We start from the raw sequence: 22,176 nt of genomic DNA on the forward strand, positions 1-22,176 counted from the left end.
AGGAATAAAAACGGCCTATTCTGCGCAGAACAGGCCGTTTTTAGTAATTTACCCGAACGCGAATTGTCCAGAATCGGACAAAAGCCCGTACGCAGGTGGACAGCAGGAAACCTAGCAGAAAGGCAAAAAAAGGTCGCTGGTAGCCTATTTCTCAATCAGTTTCTGGAGGGCTTTTTTTCCGTCTTCATTGGCGGGCCACAGGGCAATCGATTTTCGGTACATGGCGATGGCCTCCTCTTTCCGGTTGGTATGCGCCAGTGCCATGGCATAGCTGTCGTAGGTGTTGCCGCTTTTCGGATACAGCAACGTGTTAAGTTTGAAAACCTCCAGGCAAAGCTCGTTGTGGTTCGCGATTGGGGCTTTCAGGAGGTCGAAGCCAAGGCGGTTCATATCCAGCTCGGCCAGGTAGTAGTGGGTGGTGTCGTCTTTCAGTTCGTTGAATTTGCTGATCGCGTGATCTGCGCCTTTGGCAACCAGCGCTTCGCCGTAGACCCGTGCCAGCGACTGCCGCTTCTCAATGGCTAACGGTGCCTGACCATTCAGCAGGTTCGCTACCGACACCATTACCTGAATGGGGTTGTTGTCCATATTGTCGTAGAAAATGATGGTCTGGTCTTTGGTAAGGTTGTGGTGCAGAAACGTGGTCAACCCAACGATATGTCCATCGTGGAAAACGTAGTTGTTGATCGGCTCCGTTTTAGTGTTATAAACTGTCCAACCCAGCCCGTACGAGCGGGTACTACTGCCCTGCCGGTATGTCTTGCCATTGTTTAAGGTCACGGGGGTAACCGCAAGCGCCATCAATTCGTTGCCGATCAGTTTACCCGAGAAAAGCGCCCGGTCGAACGCCCACAAATCCCGCACGGTACTGATTACGTTGTTCGGTCCGGTTATGCTGCCCAGTTGGTAATAGGTATAAAACTGTTTGCGATCCAGCGAATCAACATTGTGGAACTGGTTAACATACATGGCTGGTCGCGTGTACCGGACGGTATTGGGCATCTCCGCTTCCCGAACATAGGTGTTGGCCATACCAGCCGGTTTGAACACACGCTGTTTCAGGTACGTCGCAAACGGCTGGCGACTCACCTTCTCGACCAGCATCGCCAGCAGCATGTAATTGGTGTTGTTGTAGGCCCATTTATCACCCGATTGAAAAAGCAGTGGCTTCTTTAGCTCGATCAGGTGCCGGTAGACCGTTTGGTTGCTGATCAGTTCGTCGGGATGGGCGTTGCTGTAGGCATCTTCCTGCCGTTCCAATTGTGGCAAACCCGATGTGTGGGTCAACAAGTGGCGGATCGTAACCGCCGGGTAGGCAAAGTCCGGGAAGTAGGTCACCAACGGATCGTCCAGTGTCAGCTTCTTCTTCTCAACCAACTGCAACACGGCAACGGCGGTAAACGGCTTGGATAACGAGGCCAGGTTGAAGGTTGTTGTGTCGGTGTGGCGAACCTGCCGGCGGGTATCGGCAAAACCAACTGAACGCTGGTAGATGATCTGCCCCTGTTCTGCCACCAGCATACTGCCATTGAACAGCTGGTGCTGGGCCAGCGTGGTTAAAAACGAGTCGATACGGGCGACTTCAGGGCGCTGGGCACAGCCAGGATGACTGAGCCATACCAGTAGCAAAAGGGCAAGTGGCGATTGTAATACACGCGTGCTGAACATGCTATTTACTGGGTTTGAGAGTGAACCAACTGATTAACCGAGTCGGGATGAGGCATAGACATAAGAATTTTTTCTTACTTTTAACGCGCTGATTCCCAAATCATGTGGCAATGCTACAACTTTTTTTATAAGCTAAGAAACATTTCTTACTTTAGTTAAGAAATGTTTCTTAGCTTTGCCTCATGAACACAACAACACAAGATGCCAACGTACCTGGCGAGCCGACCAAATCGGAGCTGGAAATTCTTCAGATACTATGGGAGTTCGGCCCATCGACGGCTCGTTTCGTAAACGATCACCTGAATCAGCACATCCGGAAAGTGATCTACATGTCGACCCTGAAGCTGATGCAGATCATGGTCGAGAAGGGATTCCTGAAAAAGGACGAGCGCCAGATGAAGCACGTTTATTGGGCTATTGTTGAGGAATCTAAAACCAAAAGCATGCTGCTCGACCGGGTGGTCGATACGCTGTTCAACGGGTCGGCGAGTAGCCTGATGATGCAGTTGGTGGGCAATAAAAAGCTGTCGCCCGACGATATGAAGGCCATACAGGAACTGATGAACAAACTGGATCAAAAACCATAAAACACCATGGACGCTTCTTTTTCAACGCAACTGTTTTCTGGCCAGGTCGTTCAGGCGATCTGCTGGACCCTTATTCACTCGCTTTGGATCGGGCTACTCACGGCCGTCGTTACGGGTGGGGTGATGATGGCCACTCAAAAATCGGCTCCGCAGGTACGTTATCAACTGATGAGCAGCACGTTGCTAGGCTTTGTGTTGACCATGGCGGTTGTCTTGTATTGGGAACTAACGACTTTCAACCCACAGCAACCCACTGGCAACCTGCTTGTTGAGTCCGTTGGGCCAGTGCAGGCTGCAGTTTACCAGAACAGTGTTGTGGAAGACTTCGACCTCTACGGTAGCCTGATCGCGTTTGTGAATCGCGAGTCGGGGTGGATCTTCCTGATTTGGCTGGCCTTTTTCGTAGTCAAAAGCCTGAAGCTGGCCGGAGGGATCTACTACGCTCATCGGATTCGCTACCGCAGGGTGCTGGCCGTTGAGCCCCACTGGCAAACCAGGCTGGAGTCGTTTCGGCAGGTGCTGGGTATTAGCCAATCGGTTCGGCTGTTGCAGTCGGCGCTGGTCAGTGTGCCCGTTACGGTTGGTCTGTTCAAACCGGTTATTCTGGTGCCGGTGGGCTTGTTTTTTCAACTGTCGCCCGAGCAAATCGAAACCATTTTGTGGCATGAACTGGCCCACATCTGGCGACGCGACTACCTGGTGAATATCGGGCAATGCCTGGTCGAGACAGTCTTCTTTTTCAACCCCGGCTTGCTGTGGCTGTCTTCGTTGATCCGGAACGAGCGCGAAGCCTGTTGCGATGATATTGTGCTGGCGCACAGTTTGGGTAAAAGGCACTACGTCGAAGCATTGCTGGCTTTTCAACTAAATACGCACACCGATTCGGCGTTGGTAATGGGGCTGGGAAGTCATAAACTGGTCAATCGGCTGAAGCGACTGGTGACTGAAGAGAATAAACGCCTGAGTCTGGTCGAAAAAATCGCCTTGTTGCTTGGCCTGCTCGGTTTTTCGGCTTTTTCTATGTTGCCGCCTTCACCGGAAGAAGCTCGTCTACGGCGCGTTGCCTCTGCAAAGCCTGCGTTTTTCGGCGTTGACCAGCACACGCAGACTAAAAATAAAGCGGCGGCACCGGTTCTGAGATCACCCGATAAGCGCCTGCCACCGCCCGTTGATACCGTACCGGCCAGCCCGGCAACCCCCACACAGTCAGCACCTGTACGCAGGCAGTTCACCAGCATTCTGTTTGTGACGACCAATCAGGAGATGGCCAATCGGGAGATGACGGTTCGCGAAGCCACCGGCATACGATATCACCTGACAATAGCGAACAACCAGCTCGTTGCCCTAACCATAAACGATACACCCGTCGCTGCATCTGACTTAAACCAGTATCAGGATCTGCTTCGTCAAATTGATCAGGCCTTACTGGCGAAAAAACAGGCGAAACATGACACACTAGCCAGAAGTATGGCAATGGCCGAAGCAAAGCGACAGCAGCAACGCCTCTGGCAAAAAGAAGCACAGCTGCGCAAGTTTGATAAACGTCAACCGAGTGATCAACCCGAAAAGCTATACAGGAAAGAGGTAGCTGATCAAGCGTCGAAAAAGGAGTTCCAACGCGACATCAACCAGCCTGAACCAGCCTACTCAACCGTCAAAAAGAAATGGAAGGAAACCGCCAAAGCCGACACAGCGGCCAACATGCGCTCGTGGAAAACAAAGCGGATGCCCGAGCCGTCCGACCTGGCTTATGACCAGCAGCGCCAACGCGTTCGGGGAGTCATAGCCGCTTTAGTTCAGCAAGGGGTTGTGGCAGACCCATCGGCAGTAGATGGGTTTGGCCTGAGCGACAGCGAACTGATCGTGAACGGGGTACGTCAATCGGCCGAGTTACACCAAAAGCTCAAAGCACAGTACGGAGTAAAGCCTGATTATGGCTTAATTTATGGGTCAGGTACGGGTAAGGGAATCGTGGTGGAGAAGTCGGAGCTGTAGAGTTGGCCTGATACGGTGCAATGAAACTGTAGCGATGGCGGAACGTACCCTACCGTTTCATTCGCCCAAATGGGCAACATAACTTCACTTGTTTTGGCTATTTCGGTGCCTGTATTTTCCCACGTTCCTGGTCAGTATCATCACCAGACCGCGATGGGTTCTGCTGACCAGGTGAACCAAACGCATCGACAAACGCCGTTGTACCATCGGCCCGGCGGAAGCGGACAAAGTCAACGGCGCCACTGCCTTCAAACGAATAACTGATACCCACAATGTCGACGCTGGCCTGCGGCGCGGTGGCTTCGTACACCTTTCGGTCATCAATAAACAGCGTTACGTGTTTGTTACGGACTTCGCAGCGCAGGGTCACCCACTGCGAAAAGTCTACGCCGAAAGCCGACAAATCAGCGGTTTTGGCGGTGGCCCGATGACCCGCCAGATACAGCGTCATATCGCCCACGCAGCCTTTGGCCGACAGGGGGATGGCGAAGATATTGTTTTTGCACAGGATCATAATGAGCGACCGCTGGCAGACCGACGCCCCCTGGGCGAAGGTGTTCTTGAGGCGGGTTTCCAGCACAAAATTGTCGGCCCGCAGGTCGGCGAACGCCTTCACATAGCGGTACTGAACCGTAGGGGGCTTGGGCTGCATCGGAATGTGTTGCTGCTCAATGACAGAGACAGGCAGGTTCAACGCGCCGTTGTGCATGAAATCGGTTGGCCTGACATAAACCGGCACCGGCTCCTGCATGACCGCCACGTTCCAGCCCTCCGACGGAATCAGCAGGTTGTGTTCCTGCATGATCTGTTTGCCCACCACCAGCCTGGCCCGAAAAAAGCCGGGGTAGTAATAGATCGAACTGTGTTCATGACCGTTTCGGGGGACTAGCTCACGTCGGCGCGGATCCCACGATTGCTGAATAAATACCGAATCGGTGGGCGCGGCCGTGGCATCGTACCGGAAAACCACGGAGTTCGGAATTACCTTCGCAACCGGCTGACTGCTGAATGAGAAGTCGTTGGGATTCAGTTGACGTGGGCTGGCATAATTCAGAAAGAACACCAGTATGCCCACCAACCCCACCACTAAACCGCCCGCAAGCCACCACCGTTTATGACCCGACACCGAAACCGGCTTAGGCAAGGCGGCTAATGACTGATCGGGAGTTGGCTCGGCAAGAACCGATGAGGGCATTACTTCTGACAGACCGGGGACGGTATGCTGCTCCCGAAACTGGTGCCAGTTGGTGTAGCCAATAAATTGAACCAGCGTATTAAGGGTAGTGGCCGTGGGTGCCGAGTCATAACGTACCCGGCCCCATACCCGCTTAAGCGTGGTCACGCTCAGCGTAACACCCGTCTGGCTGGCAATCTGCTCACTCAGTTGTTCAAAATCCTGAGTCGACCAGCCATCGCTTTTGCCCCACCCTATTTTTTGCCCGATGAGTTGACGGCACGCAATCAATACAGAATCATCCTGTTGCGAAATCATATCAGTTTAGGAACGGGACATGAGTTGCACAAACTTGTCCCCAACTTGAACATGCTTGAATGGGCTTAAAAAGGCTGTTTTCAGACGTTTGTGCTACCAGCGCCATGCAGCAAGGGCGGTTTATCCACTGCTTATCCACGCAACGGCCCGGCGCTGACAACGTACATGCACAACAACCAGACAAGCTAACCAATGAAACAACAAAACAGGCGCCTGCCTACTCTTTACACGCTACTTGCGCTGCTGACGAGTGCCCATGGCTTTGGTCAGATTGTCAAATCCGATTGGGATGTTTTCTCGGCAGCCAACCAGCCCGCCGCTTTAAAAGACACGGTTTTTCAGAACAGGCCGTGCATGCAGCTAAACGCTAAAGAACAGGCCATTGCCGTCAAAAAGGGTGCCCTGGTGAAAAACGTCCGAATCGACCTCGACATCGCTGGTGAGGTCATGTCGGGAATTGGCTTCAGGGTTGCCGATGCTCAGAATTACCAGTTTCTGTATTTCAGGCCGGGCTATGGGGGCACCCGAGAAGCCATTCAATACGTTCCTATTTACAATGGGGCGCTAAGTTGGGTGCTTTACCATGCCCCTGCCTACGAAGCGGCTGCCGACATCAAACGGCTGGAATGGTTTCATGTGACCATGGAAGTGAAAAATAACAACCTGAAGGTATTTGTCAACAACAGCCCTACACCACAACTGGAGAGCAGCCTGGTGAGCACTCCGTTTCGGGAAGGAGGCCTTTTGCTCAGAACGCTGTTTGGCACGTCTTATTTCGCCAATGTCACCATACGGGAGTTGCCAGACGTACTGACTAACTGGGAGATTTCCGAACAGTTTCCCCGAACTAAACGGTTGGATTTAGATTACAAAACAGCCAGTAGAACCTGGACAGCTATTCACGCTGACGAAGCGGATGCGATCAACTTATGCCGGTATTTCACGCATCCAAATGGGGTGGCCATTGCCCGTCACCACATCGAGTCGGCCACTGATGTCGACAAATTCCTGTACGTTGATTTCGCCGGGAAACTGAAAATTGTCCTGAACGGCCAGGAGTTGTTTCATTACGAAAAACAGAAGCTGGACCGGGTATTCAGCGGTACCAACAAGATTGCCTTGCCCCTGCGAAAAGGGCAGAACGAACTCCTCTTTATTACGGAGGGCGACGCTACGATTTTCGGCAAAGGCTTCGACGCCATGGGGCGTCTTCAGCATCAGAACTGGGGGTTTATCGCGGAAGTAGGCAACCGCTGAGTTAAATCCTGCCTCAGAATTCAACCCTGACCAAATCTGTTGTATGAAAACAGCATTGCTTTTACTGTTGCTCCTTTTCAGCCATATTGCCCTTGCGCAGACCGCTGTTCCTTTCGATTCAACGCACTGGACGTTTGCCGGTAGAGTCACGCCCGAAACCTTTCAGGGTAAAGCCTGTATCCGGCTGAGCGGCGGTCGGCTTGTCCTGAAAGACAGTACCTTTAGAAACGGCATTATCGAGTTCGACATCGCCCTGGCTGCGGAACGGCACTTTCCCGGCCTGACTTTCCGGGTGCAGGACGTGGGCAACTTTGAGCATGTTTATCTGCGGCCGCACCGGGTCGGCAATCCCGATGCGCTCCAGTACATTCCCATTACCAATAACCTGGATTCCTGGCAATTCTATTACGGCGACGGCTATTCGACTACGGTAACGTACCCACTGAACGACTGGGTACACCTTAAACTGGTTGTCCGGGACACGCAGGGCGAAGTCTATGTGGGCGATCAGTCGAAACCGGCGCTGGTCATTCACCAGCTAAAGCGACAGCCGCAATCGGGGGCCATTTCGCTGGATAACGTCGCGCCGGTGGCCGTGCGCTTTGCCAATTTCCGGTACACCAAAACGGACAATCCGCCGATGGTGGGGCCATTCAACCCGGAGGCACCCGTAAAACCAGGTACGTTGCTGAACTGGCAGGTCTCAGGTACGTTCGACGAAGCGCTCCTGGAAAAAGGCTACACGATTCCGCAAGCTCTTGCCAGCCGCCTGGCCTGGAACAGCCTGACCGCTGAACAATCAGGAAAACTTCTGGTGTCACGGATCCGTAAACGCGGCGATGGCAACAACACGGTCTTCGTGAAACTGACGTTGCTGTCGGATAAGCCGCAGGTCAAAAAGCTGGATTTCGGCTTCAGCGACCGGGTACGGATGTACCTCAACGGGCAGTTACTGTATCAGGGGAATGATGAGTTTCTTTCCCGCGATTACCGGTTTCTGGGCACCGTGGGCTATTACGACGCGCTGTACCTGAACCTGAAAAAAGGGCGAAATGAACTCTGGATGGCCGTTTCTGAGAACTTCGGCGGCTGGGGTATTCAAGGCATAATCGCCGACCAAAGCGGACTGACAATCAAGCCATAATGAATAGACCCATTCTCCTTGCCAGTCATTGGCGGTTAACGAATCCCCGCCAGTTTTTACAATGGATACCCAGTACTGACTGCCTGATAAACCCCTACACAATCAGCTTATAGCCGACCCCTCTTACGTTGACAATCTGCACGTTCGGGTCGGCACTGAGGTGGCGGCGCAGTTTGGTGATAAACACATCCAGGCTGCGGCCGTTGAAAAAACTGTCATCGCCCCACAGATCCAGCAAGACGGCGTTACGTTCCAGTACCTGATTCCGTTGCTCGTATAAATGACGCAGCAATTCGGCTTCACGGTGCGACAGCAGCGTCTCGTGTCCATCGAGCGAGAGTTTCTGCTTGGGCGGATCGAACTGATACCGGCCAATACGTACCCACTCGGCTGATTCAGGCGTATGCGCACGCGGCCCGACAGCACGACGCAGCAACGCGTTGATCCGAACAATCAGTTCATCCAGGCTAAAGGGTTTTTTCAGGTAATCATTCCCACCCAGTTCAAAACCACGCACCACGTCGGCCGTTTGTGAACGGGCTGTCAGAAACAGAATCGGGATATCCGCATCCGTCTGACGAATCTGGTGAGCCACCGAAAAACCGTCTACATTCGGCATCATGACGTCGGTTACGACAATGTCGGGGGGTGCCTGCCGAAACAGCGTCAGGCCCACGTCGCCATCCGCTGCGTAACACACCGTAAAGCCACGCACCTCAAGGCTGTCTTTCACGATCATCCCCAGGGCCAATTCATCGTCGATCAGTAAAACAGTAGCCATCCCTTTCGTTTCCTATGTCAGGCGTATCGCCAACGCGGTTAAGCGCCTGTCAGCCCGTTAAAAGTTAAGTACAAACTCACTTCCTTTTCCGGGTTCGCTCTGTAACGTAACGTACCCACCATGCCGCTTCACCACCTCCCGAACATACGCCAGTCCCAGCCCAAAGCCTTTGACCGGGTGCAGGTTACCGGTTGGCACACGGAAGAACCGGTCGAAAATGGCCGACTGGTAGATCTTGGCAATCCCGATCCCATCGTCAGCAACGGTCAGCTGCCAGCCCGGCTCGTTTTTCTGAAAGGTTAGCCGGATAGTGACCTGCTCGCGCGAGTAATTGATGGCGTTGTCGATGAGGTTGTTCAGGGCATTGGCGAAATGGATACGATCAACCGTCACCACGGTATCGGCGGGAATGGTGACCTGGAACGTAACAGGTTTAGTCGTTTTCACCTGGTGCCCCGCCATGAGCTCCTGCACGATAGCCAGCAAGTTGGCCGGCTCGGGCTGGAGAACGAGCTCATGCTTTTCTTCGACGGCCAGGTTCAGCACTTTCTCCACCAGGTCCGACAATCGTTGCAGGTTGTTTTGCGAGATGGCCAGGTACGTCTGTGTTTTCTTCGGGTCCTGTAAAGCGCCAAAATGCTGCAACGCTTCTACGGCTGCCGCGACGGTAGCAATAGGCGTTTTCAGCTCATGCGTCATGTTGTTGATGAAGTCATTTTTCACGTCCGACAGCTTCTTCTGGCGCAGAATCGTACTCAGCATAAACAGGAAGCTACCTGTGGTCAGCAGCACCAAAATAACCGAACTACCCAGCAACCAGCCCATTCGACGCAGCAAATAGTAGGTCGGGGTGTCGAAGGTAACCTGCACAAACAGGTTCCGAACCGGATTGATGGGCACTACCAGCTTGTTCATGACGGGCGGCCGCTCCTTCCGGTCAGGGCGCGTCGTGGCTTGATGAACCAGTGCCTTACTGGATGGCTTCTCCGGGCGAACGCTCACCGTATCGAGTACGAAATCAGCGCTTACCCCCCGCTGAAGCAGCTCGGCGCGGTAGGCCGCTCCCAGTTTCGGCAGACTGATCCGGGTGCCTTCGGCCCAGTCGAGCAGGAGCATAGTCGATATTTGGCGGGCAAGCGTGTCAGGCGAGACAAATACATCAGTCCCTGGCGCACCCATATATGTTTTTTCTACGGTTATTGCCCGAACCGGGGGAGGCTGCTTCTGCATTCGGTTTACTGCACCCGCTGGCCGCCGCACTAACACCCGGATCTGTTCCCGGTTTGTGGTGCCATCGAACTGGCGAATAATCATCCGTGCCTGCTGCTGCGGCTCCTTACTGCCCTGCCTGGCAAACAACCGGCTGGCTTCGACTAGCTGCCGCTGTTGTACCACCGAAAACAAGGCATCGCGCATTGTTCCATTAAACTGCTGACTGTTAGCCCTATACGTTACCCAGAGCCAGTAACCCTGAAACGCATTGATGCCAATGATGCAGAGAGTCATCAGCCAAAATATGGAACGAATGCGTCGGTTCATACACAAAGCTATATCGTCCGGGCGGTCTTGGATTAAGCGTTAACACTGTTTAACACTGTGTAACAGTGCGTTACAAAACTCCGCCTGACCTTTGGATGGTCCGTCATTACGGTGGTCCGTCATCACGGTGGTCCGTCATCACGGTGGTCCGTCATTACGGTGGTCCGTCATCACGGCAAATCCAAACCGGCATTTTTATGAAAACAATCCTGCACGTAGTGGCCTATTGCTTACCAGTCGTTCTGGCAACGCAGCCTACCGTCGCTCAAACAGACACGGCAACATGGTCTGGCCAGATCATGTACGAAGGTGTTCACAAAATCGACCCGACGCTGATCCGAATCAAAGGTGATAATGGCGAGCTGTTGACCCCCGGCGACCCGGACTGGCCTAAAGACCTGCCCGAAAACCGCATGTCGGAGCAAAGGGTACTGGTTCATGGGTCGTATGCGAAAGTCACCGGCAACAATTACCAGGTGATGCCGACCGTCGGCAATCGACGTCCGTTTACAGAGCAGTTTTTTGTGGACCTGAAGGCACTGAAAAAAGTAACGATACTTACGGTCGGCAACGAGGCAGATGCGAAAGTGTACCAGGCCGAAGTACCGATTCCGCGGGTAAGTGGCTGGCAGTTTACGGATCAGACCAGGAAAATAGCTGGCTATACCTGCCGAAAAGCCACCGTGCCGTACAAAAAGGAAACCTACACGGTCTGGATAACCACTGAACTGCCCCTCACCTACTCGCCCATCCAGGAACTTACCCCCGACACCGGCACGGTCTTACTGATTGAAGGAAGCAAGGAGCAATTCAAAGCGACCAGAGTGGCTAAAACCGCGCTCGATTCATCAGTGGTCAAGCCCCGTGTTCAGGCGCAGACCGTTTCCCCGGACCAGTTACCCACGCTGCGTCAGCAAGCCATCACCAATTTTATGCAAAAGCACGGAAACGGACGTCCGGGGCATGGAGGCTGATAGGCTTCACCGTATGTGTCAGCATAGTATAAACGTACCGCCATCAAATCAAACCAATAATCTTCTCTATGAGAGCGCTCACCTACCTGGCTGTCAGCTATCTAGCAGTCACGCTGCCAGTTCACACCACCTTTGCTCAGCCAGCGCCCGCTTCGGCCTGGGCCGGTCAGATTACGTATGAAGGAGTTCGCAAAATTGACCCCTCCAGTATGCGGATCAATATTAACGGCGAGGATATTAAGCCGGGCGACCCCCGTTTTCCTACGGATATTCCCGATACGCGGATGTTTGGTCAGCAAGTACGCGTCGATGGGCAGTACGCGACAGAAAGCCGCGATGAGCAGGGGGCTATCATCCGGGTTCGGGAAGGCGACGGCCCTCCGCAGGTCAGAAACGTGCAACGCCCATTTACGGAGCAGGTATTCGTGGATCTGGTCGGGCAGAAAAAGGTCACGCTGCTAACCGTTGGCAACAAGGCGGATGCCAGGCTATACCAGGCCGAAGCGCCCATTCAGCGCGTAAGCGGCTGGCAATTAACCGACCAGACCAAAAAGATTGCCGGCTACACCTGCCGGAAAGCCACCGTGCCGTATAACAAAGAAACCTACACGGTCTGGATAACCACCGAATTGCCCCTCACCTACTCACCTATTCATGAGTTGACGCCCGACACCGGCACGGTGTTGCTTATCGAAGGAAGTCGGGAGCAGTTCAAAGCGACGAAAGTCGACACGACCACCCCTGGTGCGGCGGTGGTTACGCCCAGCGGCAAAGCGCAGGTTGTAACGCCTGCCCAATTAGCGGAGCTACGTCAGCAGGCCATCGCTGCGTTTCAACAACAACTGAACGAACGGAATTGAGCCCAGGGGGCGTGGGAGATCATCGCCCATCCCCACGCCCCCTACCTATACGCTGTATGTCCCTATGCGCTCCTCTTTTCTTCTTTCCCTGCTGCTAGCTGTTTGCCCGACAGGGCCTTTGCTGGCTCAACGAAGTACCAGCAGATCCAGCATTCAGGGGATGGTGGTTGACTCAGCCACCGGCAAACCCCTGCCACAGGCGTCAATCTCCCTGATGATGGCCCACGATTCGAGCTATGTAACGGGGACCATCACCGATGGCGAAGGGCAGTTTCAGCTGCGTACCATCGCGCCGGGGGCCTATCGGCTGCTGGTTACGTTCCTGAGCTATCGAAACAACGCCCGCTCGGTTGTGGTCAGGCCAGGCGTTCCCGTGATCGACGTAGGTATTCTTCAGCTGGTCGAACAGCGTAAGGAGCTCCAGGAAGTGGTGGTTCGGCAGGAAAGGCCGCCGGTCACCGTGAAGCACGATACGCTGGAGTTCAACGCGGGGTCGTTCAAAACGCAGCAGAATGCCGCTGTTGAAGAACTGCTCCGCAAACTGCCGGGACTGGAGGTCAGTCGCGACGGTACGATCAAAGCGCAGGGGCAAACGGTCAATCGGATACTGGTCGATGGAAAACCGTTTTTCGGCAATGATCCCCGGATGGCTACCCGTAATCTCCCCGCCGACATTGTCGATAAAGTTCAGTTGTATGACCAGTCGTCCGATCAGTCGCAGTTTTCGGGGATCGACGATGGCAATCGGGAACGAACCATCAACCTGACCCTCAAGCGCGACAAACGGAGAGGCTATTTCGGCCAGAATTCGGTGGGGCTGGGTACGTCCCGCGAGGGAGAAGCCAATCGGTATCAGGGTAAATTAAACCTGAACCGCTTTGACAGGGGGCGCCAGATCTCGCTGATTGGCCAGGCCAACAACCTCAACCAGCAAAACTTCACGCTGGGCACTGGCGGGGCACAAGGGCCGACCCTTGTGGGTGGTCTGGAAGGTGGTGGGGCTCCGGGTAGCCAAACCCCAATCAACATCATCGAGGTACGTGCCGGCGGCGTAAACTACCGCGACAAATGGGGTCAGCGGGCCGAAATGGCAACGAGCTATTTCTTGAATCAGGGCATCACCACTACCGATCAGCAGAGTCGCCGCGCCAGCATCCTGCCCGGTAATTCATTGACGACCGATCAGCAGAATGACGCGCAGCACCAGCAGGTAACGCACCGGTTCAATGCCCGTCTCGACTGGCAGCTCGATTCCATGACCAGCCTTCGGCTAACCCCCAGCCTGTCGTGGCAAACGACGATGTACACCAGCCGACTTTCCAGCCGCTCTACGCTACCCGGCCTGGCAGGTCAACCAAATCAACCGGTCAATACCGGCGAAACCAACTACGGGTCGGCGGGTAATGGTCTGGCCGGGTACAACAACTTTTTGCTTATGCGTAAATTCCGACGGGAAGGCCGTACCCTGTCGGTCAACCTAAACACGGTGCTGGGAGATGATGAGACCAAGGCCTTGAACCAGTCGGTCAACACGTTTTACGATTCCACGGGTAGTACCCCCGTTTTGAACCGGCTGGATCAACGCAACCGGCAAACGGGGTACAACCGGCAAAACACACTGACCCTGTCGTATACCGAACCGTTGTCGTTCACGCAAAAACTGGAGTTTCGGTATGCTTATTCGGTCAATAGCCAGCGCGCCGACCGACTGGTTACCGACCGGAATGAAACGACGGGGCTTTATGATCGCGTCAACCGTCCGCTATCCAATCAATTCAGTAGCTCATTCGACTACCACCGGGCGGGTACTACCTACCAGAACCAGCGACTGCGCTACAAATTTGCCCTTGGCCTCGACGTGCAGCAATCGCAGCTGCAACTCGATAATCGTTCGGCAGACACCAGTCAGCACCGTCAGTACCTCAATCTGTTGCCAAATGCCCTGTTCACGTACACCTTTTCCGGCAATCGAAACCTGCGCCTGCAATACAGAACCCGCCTGAGTGCGCCGTCGCTTTCTCAATTGCAGCCCGTTGTCGACAACACAAATCCGCTCAATGTCCGGGTCGGAAATCCACAGCTCGCGCCCGAGTTTTACAATACCGTGATCCTGGGCTACACGGTTTCTAAAGACCAGGGTACGAAAAGCTTTTCGGCTTTTACCAGCCTGAATCAGAGCGGCAACCGGGTGGCTACCGCCACGACGATCAGCCCGTCGGGTGTGCAGCTAACGCAACCCATCAACGTGGGCGGCTTTTGGTCGGCCAACGGGTCCATGGCTATCGGGCGAACACTGCAACCGGCGAATCTGGGCCTTACCTTCTCCACCAATGTGGGCCTGAGCCGGGCGGTTAGTCTCATCAATGATCAACGTAATGAAACAGACAATGCCAGTGTGGGGCAGGGTGTTCGGCTGCAAGCCAATTTCAGCAATAAGCTGGAATACGGCATCGGCCTCAACATGACGTATCAGAAGGCTACCTATTCGTTGCCGGATCGCCGGTCCGACCCGAAGCAGAACACCGCTTTCTGGGTGCAATACGCTACGGCCGACTTATTCTGGAAGCTTCCCTGTCGCTTCGTTCTCACCAGCGACTTAACCTACACGGTCACAACCGGCCGGGCTGCGGGCTACAATCAGCAGTTTGCTCTCTGGAACCTAGCACTGGCCAAGCAGTTCTTCAAAGGTGACACGGGCGAATTGCGGCTACAGGTTTTCGACGTACTGAACCAGAATAGAAGCCTGGTCCGTAACACGACCGATACGTATATCGAAGACGTACAAAGCCGGGTATTACGTCGGTACCTGCTTGTGAGCGTTGTGTATAATCTGCGGAAATTTGGGATATAAACCACCTGTTTCACCCCATACGGCCTAGATTTTCACGAATTCAACCCGGCGGTTTTCAGTTTTGCCTTCCACCGTTTTGTTATCGCCGATGGGTTTGGTTTCGCCGTAGCCTTTGGTCATCAGTCGCCCGGCATCAATACCCATCGATACCAGTTGCGCTTTCACGGCCCCGGCCCTGGCTTCCGACAGTTTCAGGTTGCTGGCATCGTCGCCATCGGCATCCGTATGGCCACCCACTTCAAATTTGAGCGCCGGGTTTTGCTTCAGAATCGTGACAATGGCATTGATTTCGCCCATCGACGCCGGTTTGATCACCGCCTTGTTCACATCGAAGTTGATGCCATGCGAAATGTATTTGCCGTCGGTAAAGGCTTTGCCGATCATGTTTTGATCACCACCGGCGGCCAGCTTAAAATTCTTGAAGGCCATTGGCTTCCCCTCGCTGGCATCGCCCTGCACCACCAGCGAAGTGGCCTTGAACATGACTTCGGGAACGGTCAGCACCCGGTGCTGATTGACATAGATTTTCACCTGTCCGCCTTTCACGGCAATGGCATAGTGAATCCATTTATTGAAATAGTTTTCAGCCCGGACTTCCTCTGGATTGTCGCCATTCAGTTTTCCCTCGGGGCCAACGAACATCGTATAGTCCCGATTCGTCTCGATCGATACGGGTGCATCCTCCCCGTTCATCAGTTTGATGCGGATACCCGGATTGGAGTCGTAGGCGGCGTCCAGGTACGTGTCGAATTCGATGGTAAAGTCTTTGGGCAAGTAGGCGGGTGTTTTTACTCTCGGGGCCAGACTGGTGTAATATTTGGTGATAAAAAAGGCTTTCTCGTCGCCCGATTTAGTCACCACCGCCTGCCCCTCTTTCAGCTTCCAGTGGCTGCTGAACTCGCCGTTCTGGCTATCCTGAAAGTCATCGCTGAAGATGGTTTTGCTACCCGCCACAAAGTCGTAGTTCTGGTAGGCTTTCATGTCCTGAGCAGTGAGGCCTTGGCCGGCCAACAGGGCGAGGCCGAGAATAATGTACTTTTTCATAGTTCGTTTTTCGTATTGGTGAACGGATAAAATCTACTGTCGGTCGGCCTGGCGGCGCACTTTAAAATGCCCCTGGATCTGGGCATCGGGTCGTTTTTTCTGGTCGTTGTCGAGTGGCTGATTGGCCTTGTAGACCACGTTGACCGCGCCCGTGAACGTACCTTCGATGAACCCGCCAACGGGGTCGTATCGGGTTATGCTGACCGTCAGGCCATCGGCGGTGAAACTGTATTCGCACCCCTCCCAGCAATTGATACCACCTGTAAACGACGCTTTCCCGGCACCTGGAAACACCTGAAAATCACCCGTTTTTCGGATAAACGGGATGGTAATATCCAGAAAGCCGCTCTTGTTTTTCGTTTTAAAATCGTCGTCTTCCTGCATCAGAATGCGCGTCACGGCATTGTCGGTGACAGTTGGATCGGGATGATTATTGCGCAGGTACCCGAACTCACCGAAGGCCGAATGCTTCAGCCGGATGAGCCGATGCTGGAAATCGCCCCCGTCGAGGGTAAACGCTATTTCGTTGACACCCGCTGTTGGTTGACTCAATGGCTTTTCGGCCACTTTGTCCACCGAAGTGGTTGCTGCTGACCGATTCATTTTCTGCTGACCGACCAACGTACCCAGCGCCGTCAGGTCAATATGCTTCAGAAAATAATCGAGTACGGCGGGCGATCCTTTAACCGCCAGGAGTACCGTCTGAATCTGGGTCATCGGTACGGCGCGACTCAGAGGGGCTGCCAGCGAATAGGCGGTCTGCTGGTCGCCAAGGTCCGTCTTGGTCAGTTTCCAGCCAGCGCCCATCGCCAGCCGGCTTTCGTGTAAGCCTACCAATGCCAGCTCGAAAGGCGGAACCAGGCTATGTTTGGCCACACCATCGGTCTCCAGGCGGCTTCCGAAACTGTTCACATAGACCTTGATGTCGCATTCCGTCTCATCCTGCATCTGCTGAATGCCCGCCACATCGACGGCGATCTTGCGCCATTTCTCTTTCTCGGCTTCGCTCACATTCTGGCGGACATACCGAATAGAAAAGCCGTGCGAAAAGGGGTATTTCACCGCCGCACCGCCATCATGAAACCAGGTCACACCAGCCAGCTTCGATTCGTCATCGACCCGCCAGTCGGGCAGGTCGTGTGGCAGCGCTTTTTGAATGATCGTTTTGACCCGTTCGTCTTCGGCAGTTTCGGCGGCTAATGCCGGGCGTCCCTCCTGCCCATAACCGGCAGTCGACGCCAGGCAACCGATGGCCAGCACAAGCAGCGTTTTCATAACTTCAGTGCTTTGGCAAGCGCTTTCACGGCTTCACCACCAGGCTGGTTAGCGCCGCTTACATCCAGTAGCAGAGTGTTGCCCACAGTGAGCGAGGCCGTGGCCATTTTCGACTGCTTCATGAACGTGACGCTGCCTGTTGCCCGCCCAACCGCCAGTTTTTCGTAGGTATACGCGCCTGCCGACGGGTCATCGCCCTGCTTATTGCCGAGTGCGCCGTAATCAACCATGGCTGGGTTGCCTTTGGGGTACTCCGTGATGGACACCGTGATGGTGAGTTTGCCGTTGGTGTACGTTTGTGAACAGGTGTTCATGGGAGGCACGCCGGCCATGTTCATCGACGTGCAGTCAGGTTTACCCACCGGTTTGTAGCCTGCCGTGGCGGTCGGGAACAGGGTCGTTAACTGCCCGTAGGTGCCTGAGCAAACCCCAAAAAGCAGGAGCCAACTGATAACTGCTGTTTTCATAATCGATTGTGGATGATTGGGTAACGGGTCAAAAGTATAGCGCCGGCAGCCATTTTATTTCCCCCAAAAGGGGGAATTTTTATTGCGGTAAAAGTCCTTTTTTTGACTCATCATTTCACCCCTCATCCACAGCTCATGACGTTGACTGCCCGTCGCCTGGTTTTCACTTGCTCCATACTGATTTTTGGTGGGTGTTGCGCGGGTGTACGGGCGCAGACCGGTGATGTAGCCGCCTTATTACAAAAGCTGGCCACTTCCCGCCCCGACACCAACCGCGTGAAGCTGCTGAATAAACTTGGCGACGAGTATGCCTACAACGACATCAAAACGGCCCGGCGCTACTACCACGATGGCTATGTCCTGAGCCAGAAGCTGGGCTTTGTGCGGGGCATTGTCCGGTACTATTCGAGCGAAGGTGAACTGCTGAATCTGGAAGGGCAGTACGACCGCTGCCTGGCCCTGCTCCGGCAGGGGGTTGCGCTGAGCCGGGCCCGGAAAGACCCCCTGCGCGAAGGGATCATGTATGAGAACATGGGCAACACCTTCGGGTTTATGCAGCGACTCGACTCCGCAACGATCTATTATTTCAAATCACTGCGTCTTTTCGAGCTGTTCCAGGACAGCGTCAAGGTCGCGAACGTGTACAACAACCTGAGTTCGATCTTCATGAAGACAGACAAGCCCGAAACGGCGCTGACGTACATCAATCAGGCCATCGCCATCAGCCGGGCGTATGAAGACGGGTTTTACCTGAGCCATCTGATTAATAAAGAGGCGATTCTCTGGAAACTGCACCGGCGCGATGAAGCCAATGCGACCAGTCGACAAGTTGTGGCCCTGGCCAAAAAGCTAAACGACACGGTTGCCCTGGCCGATGCCCTGGAAAACAACTGTCGGCATGATCTGGACATGGCCCGCTATCAGGCGATTCTTCCCCACGCACAGGCGCTGAACCAGTTGAGCCCAAACCTGCAATCGCCCGACCGGACGGCGCGTGCCCACTACTGGCTTTCGGTGGGCTATTATTACCAAAAACAGTTTGCTGACGCGCTCATGCACATCGACAAGGCGCTGGCCGACGCTCGCCCGTCGGTCGGCAACGAGCATCTCCAAACGTATTACGCCCACTATGGCCGGCTCCTGCTGGCCGACAGGCGCAACCCGCAACAGGCCAGCCGCTATTTTCAACTGGCCGATTCACTACGCGAGCTCAGTCTGAACAGTACCATCGTGAAAACCACCCGGGAGCTGGCTACCCAATACGAAACCGAAAAGAAAGAGGCCGCCCTCCAACAGCTTTCGCTCGAAAACCAGGCCCGAAAACGGCAGGTGAGCCTACTGGTCTTTTCGGTCGTGGTGCTGGCTGGTGCGCTGCTGTTCTTTGCGCTCTGGATGCGTAACCGGGCGAAAGTTCGTCGGCAGGAGAAGGCGTTACACGAACAAACTGTTCGGCAGCTGGAAAGTGAAAAGCAGTTGCTGGCCAGCCATGCCATTCTGAAAGGGCAGGAAGACGAACGGAGCCGACTGGCCAAAGACCTGCACGATGGCCTCGGCGGCATTTTGTCCAGCGTTAAATATTCATTTCAAGCCATGAAACAGACCTTTATCCTGTCGGAAGACAACGCGCTGGCGTTCGAACGAAGCATGACCCTGCTGGATGCATCGCTCGCGGAGCTACGTCGGGTGTCGCACAACATGATGCCTGAGAGTCTGGCCAGGCTGAGTCTCGCAGACGCCCTTCGGGATTACATTCAGACCCTGACCGAAAACTCGGCCATCGCGTTTACATACCAGACCTTCGGGCTTGATACGGTCGAGCTCGACAACCTCTACAAAACCAGTATCTACCGCGTGGTGCAGGAATTGACAACCAACATTGTCCGGCATGCGCAGGCGACCGACGTGCTGGTGCAGATCATGGCCAAGGCGGGTCAGATCAACCTGACCGTGGAAGACAACGGTCTGGGATTTGATCCCAACCAGGTGAATGAGCGTCGTAGCATGGGCATTCAGAATGTATATCACCGGATCAATTACCTTAAAGGCACCGTTGATCTCCAGACCGAACCGGGTAAGGGGTGTTCGTATTACATCGAAATTCCGCTGAGCCATGATTAACCTACTCGTTGTCGAGGATCACCCCCTCGTTTCGGAAGGCCTGAAAGCCATCTTTGCCCGTGAGAAAGACATCAACTGCCTGGGCGTTGTTGACACCGGCCGCGACCTGCTGACGACGCTTCAGCGTCAGCACCCGGACGTGATCGTACTGGATATTAACCTGCCCGACAGCAATGGGCTGGACCTGTGCAAACAGGTGAAGGCAACGTACCCAGCCGTTCACATCCTGGCCCTCAGCATCAACAACGAAAAGGGCATCATTAGAAAAATGATCGACAACGGGGCCAGCGGCTATATTCTGAAAGACGCGGCCCAGTATGAGATCGTCGACGCCATCAAAGCGGTCATGCAGCATAAGACGTATTTCAGTCTGTCGGCCTCCATGACCCTCACGAAACCAGACGCGCTGAACCTGCCGGTGCTAACCCGGCGGGAGCGCGAGATCCTGGTAAAGATCGCCGACGGTCTGACCAACCAGCAGATTGCCGACCAGCTCTTTGTCGATGTCAGCACGGTCAGCAGTCACCGGAAAAACATGCTGGCCAAGTACGATGTGCAGAACACCGCCCAACTGATCAAACTGGCTATGACCAATAAGCTGATTTGATGAATGCTGTGCAGGGTCCTTATACGTTAGCGCCCATGCCTGTGGCGTCTACGATGGACCAAACGGCACCTTGCCAACCGGAGGCCAATCCCCCAGTCGATTGTAACCTGGCTTTTACTCTGCCTTCAGTGTTCGCGCAGGGTTAGTTTGGGCGGCTCTCCAGGAAAAATAGCCCACAGCCCCCAGCGCAATACCTATCACTATCATGGTGAAAATTAGCGTACTCATAATAGTTTACAATCTGAATCAAGGCCATTAACGCTGAAGGAATAGCGAGGCTTAACCCCAACATATTTATCAGGGAGAAAAGTCTGTACTTGACCAGATTTCGGAAGGCGATTTTCAGATAATTACGCAGCATGTCGGTCGTGTTGGAAAATGAATAGGTTGGTTTAGGGCGGCGAACGAAACGGGGCTTGAAAAAACCCAGCACATCCCACCAGTAGCGCCAGCGAGCCCGACTTTCGCCGATACGCTCGACCTGGTAGCCAAACTCCTCGTGCAGATCGCCCAGCACTTCTTCGCGTCGGTGCGGTGCTACAAACCACGACACCAGTTGATCGGCAGCGCGCGGCGGGGTCAGGTTGGGGTTTATATACTCAGAACGGGGGTAAGCGGCGCCTGTAACCGGTCCCATAAAGTGGTCCGCACGGTCTGGATCTCCTGCAAGGTGCCCTGCCCGTAGGCCGTCACACTGAACAGCCGCTTGCGCCGCCCACCGCGCTCGGCCGTGGGGTCGCCCAGCTGTGAGCTAACCATGCCTTTGGCTTCCAGCCGCTGCAGGGCGGCATGGATCTGATTCAGCCGGACGGACCGGCCACTCTGTTCGTTGATCGCGTGGGTGATGGCCACCTCGTAGGCCTGATCCTGCCGCGCCAGCACAGCCGCCGTCAGGAGTACCACCTCTTCAAATTCCCCCAGACAGGTCCGTTTCATGCCCCAGTGATTAGCTCCACTTTTGCTGATCAAATGCAGTGCCACATCCAGCCAGAGGTCCACAGAGCCACAAAAGGCGCTTTATAGCCCCAAAGCGCCCATCGGCACTGTCCGTTTGTAGACAGTCGATGTACGTTTTCACGTCCCGTCAGGGACATAACATTGGTAGCATCCCCGTCCCGTCAGGGACATAAAATTGGTAGAAAAATGGGTGACAGGGCCGTGTAAACCCGTCCCGTTAGGGACATAACATTGGTAGAAAATGGGGGTCCGGTTCATGAAAACCCGTCCCGGCAGGGACATAACATCGGTAACCCTAAACCGATATTGTGTCCCTGACGGGACGGGTTTACACGGGTCGGGCTTCTCTACCGATGTTATGTCCCTGACGGGACGGGTTTACACGGGTCGGGCTTTTCTACCGATGTTATGTCCCTACCGGGACGTATTTACACGGCCCTGCCACCCATTTTCTACCAACATTGTGTCCCTGACGGGACGGGTTTGTACGGGTCTGGCTTCTCTACCGATGTTATGTCCCTGACGGGACGGATTTATACGGGTCTGGCTTTTCTACCGAT

General features: G+C 54.4%; 18 protein-coding genes. 9 read left to right on the forward strand and 9 right to left on the reverse strand.

The window, feature by feature from the left end:
* Positions 1–144: 144 nt before the first annotated feature.
* Entirely contained in the window at positions 145–1,668 is a 1,524-nt protein-coding gene (locus tag ACAW75_RS16835; RefSeq protein WP_370729909.1) for a serine hydrolase, read from the reverse strand.
* Between the two features lie 182 nt (positions 1,669–1,850).
* Here ACAW75_RS16835 and ACAW75_RS16840 point away from each other — a divergent pair, with 182 nt between their 5' ends.
* Positions 1,851–2,255, forward strand: coding sequence for a BlaI/MecI/CopY family transcriptional regulator (locus ACAW75_RS16840; protein ID WP_370729910.1), 405 nt, complete (start codon positions 1,851–1,853; stop codon positions 2,253–2,255).
* Between the two features lie 6 nt (positions 2,256–2,261).
* A complete protein-coding gene (locus ACAW75_RS16845; RefSeq protein WP_370729911.1) occupies positions 2,262–4,250 on the forward strand; it encodes a M56 family metallopeptidase in 1,989 nt (662 codons plus the stop codon).
* 97 nt (positions 4,251–4,347) lie between these two features.
* Here the strand turns inward: ACAW75_RS16845 and ACAW75_RS16850 are convergent, their stop codons facing one another.
* The gene (locus tag ACAW75_RS16850; protein ID WP_370729912.1) at positions 4,348–5,742 is read right to left on the reverse strand and encodes a hypothetical protein; all 1,395 of its coding nucleotides are present in this window, start codon (positions 5,740–5,742) and stop codon (positions 4,348–4,350) included.
* A gap of 192 nt (positions 5,743–5,934) precedes the next feature.
* Between ACAW75_RS16850 and ACAW75_RS16855 the strand changes: the two genes are divergently transcribed.
* Positions 5,935–6,999 carry a LamG domain-containing protein gene (locus ACAW75_RS16855; protein WP_370729913.1) on the forward strand — a complete coding sequence of 355 codons (1,065 nt, stop codon included), beginning with the start codon at positions 5,935–5,937 and terminating at the stop codon, positions 6,997–6,999.
* A 43-nt stretch (positions 7,000–7,042) separates the two neighbouring features.
* Positions 7,043–8,143 (forward strand): hypothetical protein, encoded by a 1,101-nt coding sequence (locus ACAW75_RS16860; protein WP_370729914.1) that lies wholly within the window; start codon positions 7,043–7,045, stop codon positions 8,141–8,143.
* A gap of 94 nt (positions 8,144–8,237) precedes the next feature.
* Here the strand turns inward: ACAW75_RS16860 and ACAW75_RS16865 are convergent, their stop codons facing one another.
* Both ACAW75_RS16865 and ACAW75_RS16870 read right to left on the reverse strand, forming a co-directional pair.
* Complete coding sequence (locus tag ACAW75_RS16865) at positions 8,238–8,924, reverse strand: response regulator transcription factor (RefSeq protein WP_370729915.1); 687 nt, start codon at positions 8,922–8,924, stop codon at positions 8,238–8,240.
* Between the two features lie 57 nt (positions 8,925–8,981).
* Positions 8,982–10,430: a sensor histidine kinase gene (locus ACAW75_RS16870; RefSeq protein WP_370729916.1), complete on the reverse strand. Its 1,449-nt coding sequence runs from the start codon at positions 10,428–10,430 to the stop codon at positions 8,982–8,984.
* A 230-nt stretch (positions 10,431–10,660) separates the two neighbouring features.
* Here ACAW75_RS16870 and ACAW75_RS16875 point away from each other — a divergent pair, with 230 nt between their 5' ends.
* The 3 genes from ACAW75_RS16875 to ACAW75_RS16885 all read left to right on the forward strand — a co-directional run bounded on the left by ACAW75_RS16875 (position 10,661) and on the right by ACAW75_RS16885 (position 15,148).
* The gene (locus ACAW75_RS16875; protein ID WP_370729917.1) at positions 10,661–11,437 is read left to right on the forward strand and encodes a hypothetical protein; all 777 of its coding nucleotides are present in this window, start codon (positions 10,661–10,663) and stop codon (positions 11,435–11,437) included.
* Between the two features lie 68 nt (positions 11,438–11,505).
* Positions 11,506–12,297: a hypothetical protein gene (locus ACAW75_RS16880; protein WP_370729918.1), complete on the forward strand. Its 792-nt coding sequence runs from the start codon at positions 11,506–11,508 to the stop codon at positions 12,295–12,297.
* Positions 12,298–12,361: 64 nt separating this feature from the next.
* The gene (locus ACAW75_RS16885; protein ID WP_370729919.1) at positions 12,362–15,148 is read left to right on the forward strand and encodes an outer membrane beta-barrel protein; all 2,787 of its coding nucleotides are present in this window, start codon (positions 12,362–12,364) and stop codon (positions 15,146–15,148) included.
* Between the two features lie 24 nt (positions 15,149–15,172).
* Here the strand turns inward: ACAW75_RS16885 and ACAW75_RS16890 are convergent, their stop codons facing one another.
* The 3 genes from ACAW75_RS16890 to ACAW75_RS16900 are packed head-to-tail and all read right to left on the reverse strand — an operon-like array spanning position 15,173 to position 17,934.
* A complete protein-coding gene (locus ACAW75_RS16890; RefSeq protein WP_370729920.1) occupies positions 15,173–16,192 on the reverse strand; it encodes an OmpA family protein in 1,020 nt (339 codons plus the stop codon).
* Between the two features lie 33 nt (positions 16,193–16,225).
* The gene (locus ACAW75_RS16895; RefSeq protein ID WP_370729921.1) at positions 16,226–17,467 is read right to left on the reverse strand and encodes a hypothetical protein; all 1,242 of its coding nucleotides are present in this window, start codon (positions 17,465–17,467) and stop codon (positions 16,226–16,228) included.
* Positions 17,464–17,934: a hypothetical protein gene (locus ACAW75_RS16900; RefSeq protein WP_370729922.1), complete on the reverse strand. Its 471-nt coding sequence runs from the start codon at positions 17,932–17,934 to the stop codon at positions 17,464–17,466. Before ACAW75_RS16900 ends, ACAW75_RS16895 begins: the two co-directional genes overlap by 4 nt.
* A gap of 135 nt (positions 17,935–18,069) precedes the next feature.
* Between ACAW75_RS16900 and ACAW75_RS16905 the strand changes: the two genes are divergently transcribed.
* Complete coding sequence (locus ACAW75_RS16905; protein ID WP_370729923.1) at positions 18,070–20,052, forward strand: ATP-binding protein; 1,983 nt, start codon at positions 18,070–18,072, stop codon at positions 20,050–20,052.
* Positions 20,045–20,659 carry a response regulator gene (locus ACAW75_RS16910; RefSeq protein WP_370729924.1) on the forward strand — a complete coding sequence of 205 codons (615 nt, stop codon included), beginning with the start codon at positions 20,045–20,047 and terminating at the stop codon, positions 20,657–20,659. The genes ACAW75_RS16905 and ACAW75_RS16910 overlap by 8 nt, the downstream gene beginning before the upstream one ends.
* Positions 20,660–20,801: 142 nt before the next feature.
* Here ACAW75_RS16910 and ACAW75_RS16915 read toward each other — a convergent pair whose 3' ends face one another.
* Together ACAW75_RS16915 and ACAW75_RS16920 are read right to left on the reverse strand one after the other, a co-directional pair.
* Positions 20,802–21,296 carry a permease prefix domain 2-containing transporter gene (locus tag ACAW75_RS16915; RefSeq protein WP_370729925.1) on the reverse strand — a complete coding sequence of 165 codons (495 nt, stop codon included), beginning with the start codon at positions 21,294–21,296 and terminating at the stop codon, positions 20,802–20,804.
* Positions 21,251–21,595 (reverse strand): PadR family transcriptional regulator, encoded by a 345-nt coding sequence (locus ACAW75_RS16920; RefSeq protein WP_370729926.1) that lies wholly within the window; start codon positions 21,593–21,595, stop codon positions 21,251–21,253. Before ACAW75_RS16920 ends, ACAW75_RS16915 begins: the two co-directional genes overlap by 46 nt.
* Between the last annotated feature and the right edge of the window lie 581 nt (positions 21,596–22,176).

The organism is Fibrella arboris, assembly GCF_041321095.1.
GTDB lineage: Bacteria > Bacteroidota > Bacteroidia > Cytophagales > Spirosomataceae > Fibrella > Fibrella arboris.

Coding starts and splice junctions, on each gene's coding strand:
- ACAW75_RS16835 (WP_370729909.1), bottom strand. CDS start 1,668: ATGTTCAGCACGCGTGTATTACAATCGCCACTTGCCCTTTTGCTACTG.
- ACAW75_RS16840 (WP_370729910.1), top strand. CDS start 1,851: ATGAACACAACAACACAAGATGCCAACGTACCTGGCGAGCCGACCAAA.
- ACAW75_RS16845 (WP_370729911.1), top strand. CDS start 2,262: ATGGACGCTTCTTTTTCAACGCAACTGTTTTCTGGCCAGGTCGTTCAG.
- ACAW75_RS16850 (WP_370729912.1), bottom strand. CDS start 5,742: ATGATTTCGCAACAGGATGATTCTGTATTGATTGCGTGCCGTCAACTC.
- ACAW75_RS16855 (WP_370729913.1), top strand. CDS start 5,935: ATGAAACAACAAAACAGGCGCCTGCCTACTCTTTACACGCTACTTGCG.
- ACAW75_RS16860 (WP_370729914.1), top strand. CDS start 7,043: ATGAAAACAGCATTGCTTTTACTGTTGCTCCTTTTCAGCCATATTGCC.
- ACAW75_RS16865 (WP_370729915.1), bottom strand. CDS start 8,924: ATGGCTACTGTTTTACTGATCGACGATGAATTGGCCCTGGGGATGATC.
- ACAW75_RS16870 (WP_370729916.1), bottom strand. CDS start 10,430: ATGACTCTCTGCATCATTGGCATCAATGCGTTTCAGGGTTACTGGCTC.
- ACAW75_RS16875 (WP_370729917.1), top strand. CDS start 10,661: ATGAAAACAATCCTGCACGTAGTGGCCTATTGCTTACCAGTCGTTCTG.
- ACAW75_RS16880 (WP_370729918.1), top strand. CDS start 11,506: ATGAGAGCGCTCACCTACCTGGCTGTCAGCTATCTAGCAGTCACGCTG.
- ACAW75_RS16885 (WP_370729919.1), top strand. CDS start 12,362: ATGCGCTCCTCTTTTCTTCTTTCCCTGCTGCTAGCTGTTTGCCCGACA.
- ACAW75_RS16890 (WP_370729920.1), bottom strand. CDS start 16,192: ATGAAAAAGTACATTATTCTCGGCCTCGCCCTGTTGGCCGGCCAAGGC.
- ACAW75_RS16895 (WP_370729921.1), bottom strand. CDS start 17,467: ATGAAAACGCTGCTTGTGCTGGCCATCGGTTGCCTGGCGTCGACTGCC.
- ACAW75_RS16900 (WP_370729922.1), bottom strand. CDS start 17,934: ATGAAAACAGCAGTTATCAGTTGGCTCCTGCTTTTTGGGGTTTGCTCA.
- ACAW75_RS16905 (WP_370729923.1), top strand. CDS start 18,070: ATGACGTTGACTGCCCGTCGCCTGGTTTTCACTTGCTCCATACTGATT.
- ACAW75_RS16910 (WP_370729924.1), top strand. CDS start 20,045: ATGATTAACCTACTCGTTGTCGAGGATCACCCCCTCGTTTCGGAAGGC.
- ACAW75_RS16915 (WP_370729925.1), bottom strand. CDS start 21,296: ATGGGACCGGTTACAGGCGCCGCTTACCCCCGTTCTGAGTATATAAAC.
- ACAW75_RS16920 (WP_370729926.1), bottom strand. CDS start 21,595: ATGAAACGGACCTGTCTGGGGGAATTTGAAGAGGTGGTACTCCTGACG.